We start from the raw sequence: 13,721 nt of genomic DNA on the forward strand, positions 1-13,721 counted from the left end.
AAATGTTGCTGAATTATCGCCCATGAGAGAGCGTTTTTCCGCTCATTAACTGAGGAATCATCGCTGTTAAACGAGTAGTTCGTCTTCTCACGGTCAATGCGGCCGCGAGTCTCGTGGATGACGGGAAATGACGACACTATTCTTGAATATCTTCACGAGAAGGATATGGCCCTCCCGCCGGGAACACTCCATTTCAATTTGGAACGAGAAGGATTCGAAGTGGGGTATTCGACAATCAGACGCCGACTGAAGCTACTCGAATCTGCTGGCCTGATTCAAAATGAGGCCGAGGAAGGAAGCTACTACGGACTGACTGAGAAGGGTCGGCAGTACCTCTCCGGAGATTTGGACGCGAGCGAATTAGAGCAGGACGACGAAAACTGACTACTCCGCCACCGCTTCCTCGACGATTTCGATTTCCTCGTCGGTCAGACCGTACAGTTCGTACACGATTTGGTCTATCAAATCGTCGGTCTTCTCGATTTTCGCGTCGAGTTCGTCGGCGCGCTCTTTCGTCCTGATGTAGTTCGCCAAGCCGTCTTCCACGTCGTCCACGTCGGGAAGGGTGAGCTTTTTCAGTCGGTCGATGAGCGAATTCGTCTGTGTCGCGTTGTCGCGGAATCCGGCGAATCCGCCTGCTTCGTCCACCGCGACCGGAACGAAGGCTTCGATGAGGTCAGCCTCGGTTTCGGTCAGGTCGGTGATTTGGAGCGCGGGCAGGAACTCTGTCTCGGTGTAGCCGTAGGTGTCCAATTCGTGTTCGTCTTCTTCGTCGTCTTCCGGCTTGTAGCGTGCCGTGAGGTAGATGGTGACGGTGTTGGCGTCTTCGCGCTCGATTTTCGCTTGTTCGGTTTGGAGTTTCGTTCGGGTTTCCGTGGTCTCGTGGAGAATCGAGCCAGCAGAGCCTGTCGGCGGTTGGCTGAATCCGATTTCGGTGATTGTCGGCCCGTCGATGTCGCTGTTTTCCGGGTCGATTGCGAGGTGGTCGAGCAGGGAGAGATTGAGTTTCTCGGACTTCGACTCAAATTCAAGTAAGTCATTTACTAACGGCTCAATCTCAGAATCATCTTGCTCTAGCGGGATTGAAAGAGGGGTGAGATAGTCCGTTTTATACCGATAATACCCCCCTCGGAGAACAGTACCAGTCGATAGAATATAATACCAAACAAGGCTGGAGTTTAGTATTCCAAGTACTGTCTTCGTGTGCTGAATCTGCTCGTCAGTCAGAATTGGGCTATAAACTGTTGTTGAGTGGAACACATCACCTGATGAGTCAAAGCTTGCTCCTCCACCTTTCACAATTTCCGGGATGAGAATCTTTTCTCGATTGAATTTATCCCGGGTTCGCGGACACCAGTGAGCATACCACGTCTCAAATTCTTGGTTTTCTCCGCCACGGTTTTCCAGCTGCTCTCGGTGTTCTGACAAGTAATCATATGCTTTTGGATGCTTTTCTTCAAATATTCCCTCATCTAGAATACTATTTGACGGAGAATTTGAATACGGGTAAATGAGATAGTGTGCAGTTTCTACAGGAGCATAGCGACTGATTTTGTCACCTCCGACATACGGTTCCGTTATGGACTGTTCGACTCTTACTGTCTCACCTGCCTCTTTTGAATAACCCTCTACGAAGCCATCGGAGACTTCACAGTCTCGAAGAACAAAAACGCTATCTGCACTAGTCTGTATTCCTACAAAGATCTGTTTTGTCATTTCTTCAAAATCATCACCCGTTTCCTCAATTTTGTTCAGGATATTCTGTTCTTCTTTGGACATTAGTGACCATTTTTCACCTCCTGAAATCTTTGTCTCACTCCAGTCAATATCTAATAGTGCATTCGAATGAGCCTCTGCAGTAGCATACTTCAGACTAGATCCTTTCGATTGATTCGAAAGAAACAGTAAACAAGTGTAGGTAGAAACTCCTTCAAAGACTTGATCTTGCTCAAAGTCAACGATTTTCTCCAAATTTCTGGAATCTGCGAGATGCTGTCGAAGGGGTTCGCCAGCATCCGATTCGAAAAATTTGTTAGGGAGAATATATCCTAATCGGTCAGCACGGAGACTATTTCCTTTCTCCACAAAGAGACTGTAAAGGTCATATCTTTTTTCCGCAACATCGTACAGAACAGAGTACATTTTCTTACTATCGTTCGGGATATTCTGTATTTTTACATACGGCGGATTCCCAACGACAGCATCGAATCCTGCATCTGCCGAGAGCGTCCCCTCCTCGCCGAAGAACACTTCGGGGAACTCCAGTTCCCAGTGGAAGAACTGCTCGGTGTTCGCCATCGCCTGCGCGCTCGTGAACCAATCCGACTCGGCCACCTCGTCCCACGAGTCGTCGCGCAGGGCCTTCGCCATTTGCTCGTCGGCGTCGTCGGGCACGTCGAGACCGAACTGCGCCGCGGTGTGGACCGACGCCATCTCCAGCAGGCGGGTGAACAGCGGGTCCTCGCGGATTTCGCGGTACGTCTCCTCCATCTCCTTGATGTCCGTGAGGTTCTTGTTCTCGATTGCGAGCAGGTCCTCCATCAGGTCCATGACGTGTTCGAGCGCGCGCTTTCGGGTCTGCTCCATCCAGTCGAACACGCTCGTCTGCACCCCGCCGTCCTCGCCGTCGCCGCCGTCCCCGGCGTCCTCAGTTGCGAGGATTTCGCTGATGTCCGACCCGACGAGCGAATTGCCCGCCTTGAGGTGGTGGTCGAGGAACGCCAACGGCTGGTCGGTCGCGAGCGTTTCGAGCCACATCGACAGCTTCGCCAGCTCGACCGCCATGCCGTTCAGGTCCACGCCGTAGATGCACTCGCGCGAGACCCGGCGGCGAATCTCCTGCTCGTCGAACAGGCCCGCCGCCTCCTCGACTTCGCGGACGCGCTCCATCACCTGCTCTGCGAGGTAGCCCGTCGCCTTCGTGAGGAAGTGGCCGCTCCCCATCGCGGGGTCAAGGACCTTGAGTTCGAACACCTCGTCCGCGAATCGGTAGACGTACTCCTGCGTTCCGCGCTCCAACCCCCGGTCTTCGAGGTCGGCGTCGATGTCCGCCACGAGGGGGTCCACCGTCTCCTCCACGATGTACGTCACCACGTAGTCGGGCGTGTAGTACGCGCCCGTCGCCTTCCGCTCGCCGTCGTCGTTGACGACGTAGAGGCTCCCCGACTCGACGGTCTCGACCGCTTCGGCCACGCTGACCTCCGAGGCGTCCTTCCAGACCTGCCCGCCGTCGGCCGCGACCGCGGCGTACTGCGTCGGCGCGATGCGGAAGTCGTGTTCGAGCAGGCCCTCGTAAATCGTCCCGAGGTGGCGCGTGTCGAGGTCGGCGTAGTCGGCCGCCACGAATCCGTCGTCACCTTCGGTAGTCGAGAGCCGGTAAATGACCTCCGCGAGGTAGCTGTCGCCGACCTCGTTTTCGGTCAGGAATTCGTGCTGGTCCTCGTCGAACAGGCCGCCGTTGTACGCCGGAATCCCGAGGTCGTCGTTGCCCGAGTCGATGAGCGAGAACAGATTCTCCAATCGACTCCACATCGTGGTCGAGTACTCGCTGTACTCCGTCTCGAACGCCCGACGCGACCCCGCGCTCCCCACCGTCTCCAGCACGTCGTTTCGGAGTTCGTCCACGCTGAAGTTCTCCTCGTACTTGCGCTGGCTGTCGGGGTCCTCGGGGTCGATGAGGTGGCGCGACTCGGCGTAGAGGATGAACATCAGCCGGTAGAGCAACACCAGCGACTGCTCTTTGAGTTCGTCCAATCGCTCGTCGTCGTCCGGGTCGATGGCCAAATCGTTCGTCTCCACGAACCCCTTGCCGAGGACCCGAAGCGCGGTGAACACGTTGTCCTGCAAGTCCTCGCCGAGTTCCTGGGCCGCGGTCTCGCTCTCGTTCCACACCGTGTCGAGGAACGTCGTCCCGCCCGACGCGCGAAACGCCCCCGGCCGGAAGAACACGTAAAAGTACTTGAATTTCTCCACGTCGCCGGATTCGAGCAGTTCGGGCAGGTCGATTTCGTAGTACGTCTGGGTCTCGTAGTCTTTCGTCCCGTAGAGTCGCCACTTCCGACCGTTCGTAAGAATCCCCCACTGGAGGTTCCCGGGCGTCCGTTCGAGGTAGTACTTGACCTGATGGGACGCGTCCCGATACCGCCGGTCCTCACTGAAATCCGACGTAAAGTCCGCGTCCCACTGCTTGGCTTCGAGCAGGGCCGACGCGTGATTGTACATGTCCTCGTGGCGGCCGTCCGCCTTTTCGAGCGCCGCCGCCCGGCGCTTGTCCGTCGAACCGAACAGCAGTCGGTCGTTGTACCCCCCGCCGTTCGGCAGGGTCGTCTCCGAGAGCGTCCCGAATCCGAGTTCGCTCACCACTTCGTCTATCCACGAGTCGATGAGCGAGTCCTCCTTGTACGTCTCCACCAGCGGGGCTTCGCTCTCCCACAGGTCCTGAAGCGCCTCGAACACCTCGCGGGCCTCGTCGTCGCAGTCCCACTGCTCTAAGTCCTGCACGCGATTGTCGAGATAGTATCCGGAGAACAGATTCGAATTGAAGTACGGACCCTCGGAGACGGTTTTCCGACCCATAGTTGCTACTCTGTGTGCGTTTGTGAACTGATATGAAAGTATGGATTTCTACCTCACTGAATCGCACGGCAACCCCGCGGATCCAAAATAACGACTTCCATTCAATCCAAATGTAACGGCCTCATTTATACCGACTGTTCTTTTTTCTGCCATGCCGATCCGCCACCATCAGCCGCCAACGGACCAATTTGTAGCGGAGTTCCAGAAGACTATCGTCCCCTCGGCAATTCCCTCCTCGGAGTTCATCGACTGGGAGGGTATCGAGGAGCAGATCGAAGCGTACGAGCCCCAAATCGAAGCCATTCTCGACCTCAAAGATGTGTCCGAATCCGAGTTCGTGGAGGGCCTGACCGACGCGCTGATGCACGCCGACGACACTCGGAAGTGGATCGACTTTTACTTCGAACTGCTCGGCGAGCGAGGCAACAAGTACAGCGCGCTCGAAGGTGTCTGGAAGTTCTACGACATTCAGCGGTCCATCGACGCCGGGGACAGACAGACCGCCCACGATCTGGCCGAGACGCTACAGGAGATCGGCCTTCAGTACCTCGTTGACGAGTCCGCCGACGTTCGCGACCATTTCCGCGGGATGCTCGTCGGGATGGAATCCCACGCCCGAAAGAATCGGCAGGGCGAGTGCTTCGAAGATCTCGTCGGCGACCGAATCCGTGAGATTGCCGACCGATTGAACGACGCGGGCTACTCCGTCGAGATGGACGACGAGTACGTCACCGAGTACAACGACGAATCAGGCCAGCAGAAGACCGTCGATTTCGCACTCTTTGAGGACGGCGATCTGCGCCTCGTGGTCGAAGCCAACGCCTACAAGGTCGGCGGAAGCAAGCCCTCCGAGATCCGGCGGTCGTACAACCACGTCGCCAAGCGAATGCGAAACGACGATATCGCGTTCGTCTGGATCACCGACGGGCAGGGGTGGGCCAAGTCGTTGACTAACGTCCTCCGACAGAGCTACGACGATATCACCGACCTCTACAATCTCGAACAGGCCGAAACGCATCTCCCCGAAGACGTGGAACGGTTTTTCGAGACCCGAGAGGTGTAGGTACGGTTTCTCGAAGCCCGAACGTCTCAGTTCGTCGGCGTTCGTTCCCAATTCGGGATTGCCACGGGAGTGTCGTGGATCTCGGCCAAGTCTTGAAGCTCCAAATCGAGGTCGGAAAACGGAACACCGGTACGAAGTTCGTCCACGGCTTCGATGGTCATATTCCGACCCGTGTAGTTCCAGTACCGAATGTCTTGCTCGATGAACAGCCACGGTAGGGATTTTAGTAGGGCTTCGGGCACTCGCCCGACCGTAAAGTCGAATTTCGACCCGTGTTCCGCAATCACCTCGTCCGGAGACGCGCCCTCGTGTATCTCCTGCACTGCCGAACAGATGGCGTCGAATGCCACTTCACCATCGTGTTCGCGCTTCCAGTACAGGTCCGAATAAATCTCCGCGTGCGATGGCGCAGGATTCTCGGAGTCGTCCCAGCCTTCGACGCAGACCTTGAAATCGTATCCCTGATTGAGCCACGCCGGTCGAATCAGGTAGACTGACGAACCATCACTCAGTTCGTCCACCCGATACCCGACGTACTTCTCGTCACGGTTTTCGAGGAGGGAGAACGTCAAAACGACTCCGACACGGAGCCTGTTGAGCGGATCCGACCACTCGTTCTGCACCAACATCGCTTCCACTCGCTCGGGATAGCTATCGAACCCTAATTCGTCGATTTCTCGGACTAATTCTACCACACTGGAAAATCACAGGAAGCAGACAAAAGCCCCGACTACAGATATGTTGAACGGTGATTAAAAGTCCAGCAGTTCCTGCTGTCCCGCCGTCTGTCGCCTCTCTGCAGGTACGTTCGTCGCGACGATCTCATCTACCTCGTCCCGATTCTCGCCGTCGCTGTTGATGGCCCGGGTCGCGCCCTCGATTTCGACCGAAAATCCTGCCTCGTCGTACATCTCGTACAGCACGCCACTGTTACTCAGAATGACGTACACACCGCGCTGGTCGAGTTCTTTGGCTGTTTCGAGGAGGCGTTTCTGGTCGTCCTTTCCGAACCCCTCCGCCGAGTAGTCGGTGAAGTACGCCGTCGAACTCATCGGCTCGTACGGCGGGTCGAAGTACACCAAATCCCCTTCCTCGGCGATCTCGGTGACGTACTCGAAGTCCCCATTCCGAATTTCAGTGTCCTGAAGCACTCGACTCGCTTCCCGAACTTCCGTCTCTCGAACCCAGTCGGGATTGGCGTATCGACCTATCGGGACGTTGTATCCCCCGCTACTGTTCTCCCGATAGAGACCGTTGTAGCACGTCCGATTCAGATAGAGCAGGAGCGCGGCCTCTTCGAGTTCGTCGTAGTCGTCGCCGTACGGCCGCCGATTGAACAGCGCCCGCTGTTGGTAGTAGTAGTCCGATATCTCCTTGCCTTTCCGATTGGCCTCCGAAAACTCGCGCGAGGGGTCCGGGTCCGATTCCGGGTCCTCGAACGATTTACAGCGTTCGATTAGCTCCTCAGGGCTGTCTCGGACCTGCTCGTAGAAATTGACGAGTCGAGAATTCGTGTCGTTGACCGTCCCGTCCTCCGGTTCTAAATCGAAGAACAGCGCCCCGCCACCGAAGCAGGGTTCGTGATAGTGTTCGTACGAGTCGGGAAAGCGACTGTACAGTTCATCGAGTAATTGGCGCTTGCCGCCCGCCCACTTCAAAATCGGGTCTACCATCGGTTGTTATGGCTTGGTTCGTCGCCCCCAATAAAGCTACCTTTCAATATGGCTTGAATGGCTATCGCATCTGTACGTTTAAGCGAGAGGACGGCAGAACTGTCACCCGTGGCTCCCGAACGCGACGGTGACTCAGGGAAGTTCACCGAGCAGTACCCGCGGGAGGCGTTCCTGCAAGCGGTCGCCGACCTCGAAAACGCGACGACCGCAAAAGTCGCAGAGCGCGTCAGCTGTTCCTACGACTTGGCGTACCGGCGACTGAACGCGCTCGCGGAAGACGACGAAATCGCGCGCACGCAAATCGGTTCGTCGTTCGTCTGGACGCGCTGACACCACCCACCTACTCCCCGTACCCGTACGGCTCGACCTCGTACTCGGCCCTCTCCCCGACCAACACCCGACGGACCTCCTCGGCCGCCTTCCGCCGGACCTCGCGCTTGGACTCCTCGGAGTACCACGCGACGTGCGGGGTCACGACCACGTCGTCGCGCCCGGTGAGCGAATCGCTCTCCGGCGGTTCCGATTCGAGCACGTCGAGACCCGCCGCGCGGACCGTCCCGTCGTCGAGCGCCCCGAGGAGCGCCGATTCGTCCACGACCGCCCCCCGAGCGGTGTTGACGAAGATGACGCCCGATTCGTCGGCCTCACCCGATTCCGCGTTTTCTCCCCCTTCCATCGCGTCGAACGCCTCCCGGTCGAACAGGCCGCGCGTCTCGTCGGTTAGCGGCGTGTGGACCGAGACGGCGTCGCTCTCGGCGAGCAGGCGGTCGAACGCGACCGGCTCGCCGCCCCACTCCCGAATCGTCTCGTCGGCGACGTAGGGGTCCGAAACGACCACGCGCTCGAAGAACGGCGCGGCCTTGGCGACCGTCCGGCGACCGATGCGACCGCACCCCACCACGCCGAGTGTGTCGTCGGCCAGCCTGAACAGCGGCGCGCCGACCTGCCAGTCCCACTCGCCCGCGGCAGTACTGGCCGCGGTTCTCGGGAGTTCGCGCGCGAGGCCGAGCAGGAGCGCGAGCGCGTGGGTCGAAACCTCGTCCACGCTGTAGTCGGGCACGTTCGAGACGACGCACCCCTGTTCGCGGGCCGCCGCGACCGCGATGTTGTCCACGCCGATTCCCGCCCGGACGACGACCCGGAGGTCCGGACACCCCTCGAACGCCTCGGCCGCGAGCGGCGTTCCGGCGTCCGAGACGACAGCCACAGCATCGCCCGCCACCTCTCGAATCTCCGCAATCGACCGGAGTTCCCGGTGAACCAGATTCACGTCGAGTCCGTCGAACACCTCGCGCTCGACCGCGAGGTCGGTGAGCTTGTTGTCGCTAATCACGACCGTCGGGGCGTCGGTGTCGGGCGAATCGGTCGCCTTTTCCGTGGCGTCGTCCGTCTCGCTCGCGGTCGTCTCGTCCGGGCCGTCGTCGCGCTCGTTCGGCGAGTGCATGCGATGTGCGACCAACGAACTCGGGCCACAAGTATCGTAGCATTTGCGAGTCCTTGTGACGCGTTCCGTTGTATCCCTGTGTACCCGGTCCATAGCATCCAGTCGAGTACTAGGAGTGAGCAGAAACTCGCAAATCTACGATAGCTACCAGTCGCGTCAAAATGGGTCCGCACCCGAGGGTCGCGCGGGTCGCCCGCGCTCTTCGGGAGTATCGACTGCGGCCTTCAGGCGGTATCGGGATACGAGCGATTCCAGAGTCCCCGCAGTACCATCGCTACGAACGGCGTCAGAAAGACGAAGTACAGTATCGCGATGAACGCCGACCACGGCCCCATCGCCACCGCGACCGGTACCGCGAGAACGCCAACACCGGCCACCGCGGAAAACCCCGCCGAGCGCCGGTCGAGCGGTCGGAGACGGGTTGTCCGTATCGGTAGTTCGAACGCCTCGACGAAGTCGTCCGGATTCGAAACCGGCCCGAGGTACCGCTCCGTCTCGTCGTCGCCCCATCCGGTCGTCGCCTCGAACGTCCGGGTCCCGATCAGTCGGTCGGGAAGTCGGTCGTTCGCGACCGCGACTCCCCGGAGCGCCCGAATCGACTCCGACCACTGGGGTTCGTCGGTCCACACGTCGAAGGCGACGATTCGGTCGCCGTATCGCCGGTATTCGAGCGGTCCGTACCTGAGATAGAAACTGCCGACCTGCACGCCGACCGCGACCGCGAGCAGTCCGGCCGCGACGACCATCGACGCGAGTACCGCGGTTCCGGACGCGTCCGCGTCGATGACGACGGCGAGGCTGACGAGCCACGCGAAGACTGACCAACTCAGATATATCGGTGCGGTTTCGGCGAGCGTTCGAAGCAGCCCGGTGTACAGCACCGCGCGCCGGTCCGTTCGCGCGCGGTAGGTCGGGTCGCCCGCGGGAACGCGAACCGGGTCGGGTGATGCGCTCGCGTCGTCCGGTCCGGCGAGCCACCGCGAAATCCGTCCGCCGCCGTCGTCGTGGCTCGCGCGGAACGCCGACCACTCCACGAGGAGTTTGACGAAGACGACGATTCCGAGAGTGAAGGCCGCACCGCCGGTCGCGCTCGTGATTCCGGCGGTCGTGAACAGGACGAACACCAGGAAGAACGCCTGTCTCGCGGGCGTCTCGATGACCGCGTAGGGCGAGACCGTCTCGTAGCGCCGACCGCGAAAGTAGTCCCGAGCCGTCTCGACGACCTGCCCCGCAAACAGTCCGACGGCACTCACCGCGACTTCCGGCCGGGAGAGGACTTCGGCGAGACCGAGCGTCGATGTGAGAGCGAACGCCAGATACATCCACAGCCACAAGACGCCGCCGCCGACCGCGAGCGCGAACGGGACGTTTCGCGGATACACCGGCGGGAGCCACTCGGCAACCTCGACGGACCCGCGCTTGCCGGTCAGTTCGGCGTTCGAGACGCTCAGTATGCCGTCGCGCTCGTCGGGCGGCGGTCGCTGTGCGAACAGCGCCTTCACGCCCGCGAGCAGAATCGACAGCAGCACCTCGGCCGCGTAGATGACGACGAGCGTGGTCGGCTCCCACCCGAGTCGAACGACGCCGACGAGCGGGAGCAGGTTCGCGAGCAGAATCGGCGCGAACCGCGAGAGCTTCCGAACCCGAGAGTGACCGGCCAAGACCATTCGATTGTCCGACCGCATCGCAGGTGCTAAAACGCTGTCATTCGAGGCGACAATCGTCGTTCGATGCGCGGCGGCGCGACGGTCGTCGCGCCGCCGCATCGTCGTCTCGGCAATCGAACCCGGAGTCACAGACGTTATCACTTCGACCTCCGATTCGAGGGTATGCGCGAGCGGACCCGAGTCCTCGCGGTCGCGAGCGCCGTCCTCTACCTCGCGGGGCTGGTCTGGTACAACTACTCGGCGCTCCTCCCGCTCATCGCCGACGACTGGGCGCTCACCGGCGTCGAGGCCGGACTCGTCTTCGCGGCGTTCCAACTCGGCTACGCGGTCGCCATCCTCCCGGCGGGCGCGCTCGCCGACCGCGGCCCCGTCAGATGGCTCATTGCGGCCGGGAGCGTCGGCACGGGTCTCGCAACGCTCGGCTTCGTAATTTTCGCCGACGGCTTCCTCGCGGGGAGCGCCTTCCGATTCCTCGGCGGGGTCGCCATCGCTGGCGTCTACGTCCCCGGCATGCGATTTCTGAGCGACTGGTACCCAGCCGACGAGCGCGGGCGGGCGTTCGGCGTCTACGTCGGCGCGTTCTCGCTGAGTTCCGGGTCGTCGTACTTCCTCGCGTCGGCCGTCGCGTCGGCGCTCGGGTGGCGGGCCGCAATCGCGGCGACCAGCCTCGGCGCAATCGTCGCAGGACCGCTGATACTCGGACTGACCCGCGAACACCCCGACGCCGCCGACTCCCGAACCGGATTCGACTGGTCGATACTCCGAGACAGGTCGTACCTCGCCGCGGTCGGCGTTTACGTCGGCCACAACTGGGAGCTGTTCGGCGCGCGTAACTGGATTCAGGCCTTCCTGGTCTCGACGCCCGCGGTCGCCGCGACCGGCGCGGCGACCGTCGTCGCGGGCACGCTCACGGGCGTCACGGTCGCGCTCGGGAGCGTAGCGAACGCGGCCTCGGGCGTGGTCTCCGACCGCGTCGGGCGACTCCCGACGCTCGCGGTCATCTTGGCGGCGAGCGCGATTCTGAGCGCGACCCTCGGCTTCCTCGGGTGGCTCCCGCTGGCCGCGCTCGTCGCGGTCGTAGTCGTCTACGGTCTCGCGCTCACCGCCGACAGTTCGCCGACCTCCACGATGGTCACCGAACTCGTCGACGAGGAGAACGTCGGTACCGCGCTCGCGTTCCAGTCGTTCGCCGGATTCGCGCTCACGGTGCCCGCGCCGGTCGTCTTCGGCGCGGCGCTCGACGCCGGAGGGTACGGACTGGCGTTCCCGACGCTCGCGGTCGGGCCGGTTCTCGGCCTGCTCGGACTCGCGTACCTCCGGTCGGCGTCGGGTCGCGGTCGGGTGGCGTAGTCGGACGATTCCGTCTCGAATCGCGGGGTCGAGTCGAGCGATTCGGGTCGGGGCGGGGGGGGGGGCCCCCGCCCCCCCCCCCCCCCCCCCCCCGACTTCCGCAATCCAAATCGCTATGAGACTCCGACGTGCTACTCGAAACGAATCTACCGTGGGAACAGATAGCACGACGGGCGCACCTCGGCGGAGTTCCGCCGATTCGAACCGTGATTCCGACTGACGGGGCGTTCGTCGGGGCGGCGCTCGCCGCCGTGGCCGCGGTCGCGGTCGCCGTCCAGTCGCTCTCCGTCCGTGTGGGGACCGACCGCGGGCGGACCAGCGACGCCCTGGTCGTGGTCCTGTTCGCGAACGTCGCCGCGATTATCCCCGCGGCCGCGATTCTGTACTACCCCGACTACGCCATCACGGGCCGGTCTGTCGTGGCGTTCGTCGCGGCGGGACTGGTCGGGACGCTGTTCGGGCGCATCTTCTACTACACGAGCATCGAGCGAATCGGCGCGAGTCGCTCCGAACCGCTCAAGGCGTCCCAACCGCTCCACGCCACGCTCGTCGCGGTCCTCGTCCTCGGCGAGCGCGTGACCGCCGGACACGTCGCCGGAATCCTCCTCATCGTCGCTGGCGTGGGTCTCATCTCGTGGGAGACCGCCCGAAACGACCGCGCGAACGCCGACGACATCCCCCGATTCGCGCTCGCGCTCCCGCTGGCCGCGGCGTTCCTGTTCGGCATCGAACCCACGCTGGCGAAACTCGGATTCGCCGAGGGGACGCCCGTCCTCGTCGGACTCGCCATCAAGACCGCCGCGGCGACCACGGGCTTTCTGCTCTACCTCCGATTCAAGAACGACCTCCCGACCGTGGGGGACCTCCGAACGTCGAACACGCGGTGGTACCTCCTCGCGGGGGCGGCGAACACCGCGTTTCTTCTGCTCTACTACGTCGCGCTCTCGGTCTCGCAGGTCTCTGTCGTGGTGCCCATCATCCAGTCGAGTCCGCTCATCGTGATGATTCTCTCGTTCGCGTTCCTCTCGCGACTGGAACGGGTGACGTGGAAACTGGTGGCGTTCGCGAGTCTGGTCGTCCTCGGGGCCGTGGTGTTGACCGCGTTCGCGTGATAGGGGCGGCGATAATCCTCGCCAGCGGTAGCCTCACTTTCTCGGGAGCCGAACCGGACTTCGTGCCGACCGTCCGGACGACGGAGACCGATTCGAATGGGGTTCGATTGGGGTCGGGCTTCCCCGAACCGAGTCCCGAAGTCGTCCCGGCGTTAGAAAGGCGAGGGGTTTGCTGGGACAATCTTCTATTTACGTCTCACCGCGGTAGTGGGAGTGAGGATGTTCAACGAATGTCACGACTGACAGGGGGCCAAGCCGTGGTCGAACAGCTCGAACGAGAAGGCGTCGACGTGGTGTTCGGTATGCCCGGCGTCCACACGCTGGAGATATACGACGCCGTCATCGACAGCGAAATAGACCACGTCACGACCCGCCACGAGCAGGGGGCCGGGTTCATGGCCGACGGCTACGCCCGGACGACCGGCCGGGTCGGGGTCGCGCTGGTCATCACCGGGCCGGGGCTGACCAACGCCGCGACGCCCATCGGGCAGGCGTACTCCGACTCCTCGCCGCTGCTCGTCATCTCCAGTCAGAACGAGACCAACGAGGCCGACCGCGGGAAGGGCTACCTCCACGAACTCAAAGACCAGCAGGGCGTGATGGAGAACATCGCGGCCTACAGCCAGCAGGTCGAGCGCGTGGCCGACATCCCGGACGCGATTTCGGAGGCGTTCGAGTACCTCGACGGCCACCGACCCCGGCCGGTCCACATCCAGATTCCGACCGACGTGCTGGCCCGCGAGGACGACGTTCCCTCCCTCTCGGAATCCGGCGCGGGGGGGGCCCCCGGGGCCGCACCGGCCCGGGGGGGGGGCCCTGCACCCGGGGTGTGGGGGG

11 protein-coding genes are annotated in these 13,721 nt (G+C 61.7%); 6 read left to right on the forward strand and 5 right to left on the reverse strand.

What is annotated here, in order from left to right; translation table 11 throughout:
• The first annotated feature begins 117 nt into the window (after positions 1–117).
• The gene (locus EKH81_RS15635; RefSeq protein ID WP_202935171.1) at positions 118–384 is read left to right on the forward strand and encodes a winged-helix domain-containing protein; all 267 of its coding nucleotides are present in this window, start codon (positions 118–120) and stop codon (positions 382–384) included.
• Here EKH81_RS15635 and EKH81_RS15640 read toward each other — a convergent pair whose 3' ends face one another.
• Entirely contained in the window at positions 385–4,575 is a 4,191-nt protein-coding gene (locus EKH81_RS15640; RefSeq protein ID WP_132060068.1) for an Eco57I restriction-modification methylase domain-containing protein, read from the reverse strand. It lies immediately after the preceding gene.
• A 151-nt stretch (positions 4,576–4,726) separates the two neighbouring features.
• Here EKH81_RS15640 and EKH81_RS15645 point away from each other — a divergent pair, with 151 nt between their 5' ends.
• Positions 4,727–5,638 carry a DpnII family type II restriction endonuclease gene (locus EKH81_RS15645; RefSeq protein ID WP_132060070.1) on the forward strand — a complete coding sequence of 304 codons (912 nt, stop codon included), beginning with the start codon at positions 4,727–4,729 and terminating at the stop codon, positions 5,636–5,638.
• Between the two features lie 26 nt (positions 5,639–5,664).
• Here the strand turns inward: EKH81_RS15645 and EKH81_RS15650 are convergent, their stop codons facing one another.
• Together EKH81_RS15650 and EKH81_RS15655 are read right to left on the reverse strand one after the other, a co-directional pair.
• Entirely contained in the window at positions 5,665–6,333 is a 669-nt protein-coding gene (locus EKH81_RS15650; protein WP_132060072.1) for a Rieske (2Fe-2S) protein, read from the reverse strand.
• A gap of 57 nt (positions 6,334–6,390) precedes the next feature.
• On the reverse strand, positions 6,391–7,311 hold the full coding sequence (locus EKH81_RS15655) for a DNA adenine methylase (RefSeq protein WP_132060074.1): 921 nt from the start codon (positions 7,309–7,311) through the stop codon (positions 6,391–6,393).
• A gap of 108 nt (positions 7,312–7,419) precedes the next feature.
• Here EKH81_RS15655 and EKH81_RS15660 point away from each other — a divergent pair, with 108 nt between their 5' ends.
• Positions 7,420–7,641: a transcriptional regulator gene (locus tag EKH81_RS15660; RefSeq protein WP_202935172.1), complete on the forward strand. Its 222-nt coding sequence runs from the start codon at positions 7,420–7,422 to the stop codon at positions 7,639–7,641.
• Positions 7,642–7,651: 10 nt separating this feature from the next.
• Here EKH81_RS15660 and EKH81_RS15665 read toward each other — a convergent pair whose 3' ends face one another.
• Together EKH81_RS15665 and EKH81_RS15670 are read right to left on the reverse strand one after the other, a co-directional pair.
• A complete protein-coding gene (locus EKH81_RS15665) occupies positions 7,652–8,755 on the reverse strand; it encodes a C-terminal binding protein (protein ID WP_162224652.1) in 1,104 nt (367 codons plus the stop codon).
• A 224-nt stretch (positions 8,756–8,979) separates the two neighbouring features.
• Positions 8,980–10,422 carry a DUF6498-containing protein gene (locus EKH81_RS15670; protein ID WP_132060080.1) on the reverse strand — a complete coding sequence of 481 codons (1,443 nt, stop codon included), beginning with the start codon at positions 10,420–10,422 and terminating at the stop codon, positions 8,980–8,982.
• A gap of 162 nt (positions 10,423–10,584) precedes the next feature.
• Between EKH81_RS15670 and EKH81_RS15675 the strand changes: the two genes are divergently transcribed.
• From EKH81_RS15675 to EKH81_RS19425, 3 genes are all read left to right on the forward strand, one after another.
• Entirely contained in the window at positions 10,585–11,772 is a 1,188-nt protein-coding gene (locus EKH81_RS15675) for an MFS transporter (protein WP_132060082.1), read from the forward strand.
• 128 nt (positions 11,773–11,900) lie between these two features.
• The gene (locus EKH81_RS15680; RefSeq protein WP_132061557.1) at positions 11,901–12,884 is read left to right on the forward strand and encodes a DMT family transporter; all 984 of its coding nucleotides are present in this window, start codon (positions 11,901–11,903) and stop codon (positions 12,882–12,884) included.
• A 230-nt stretch (positions 12,885–13,114) separates the two neighbouring features.
• Positions 13,115–13,721 (forward strand): thiamine pyrophosphate-binding protein (locus tag EKH81_RS19425; protein ID WP_274380514.1); only part of this gene is annotated, 607 nt, incomplete at its 3' end.

The sequence above is a fragment of the Halorussus amylolyticus genome (genome assembly GCF_004143485.2).
GTDB lineage: Archaea > Halobacteriota > Halobacteria > Halobacteriales > Haladaptataceae > Halorussus > Halorussus amylolyticus.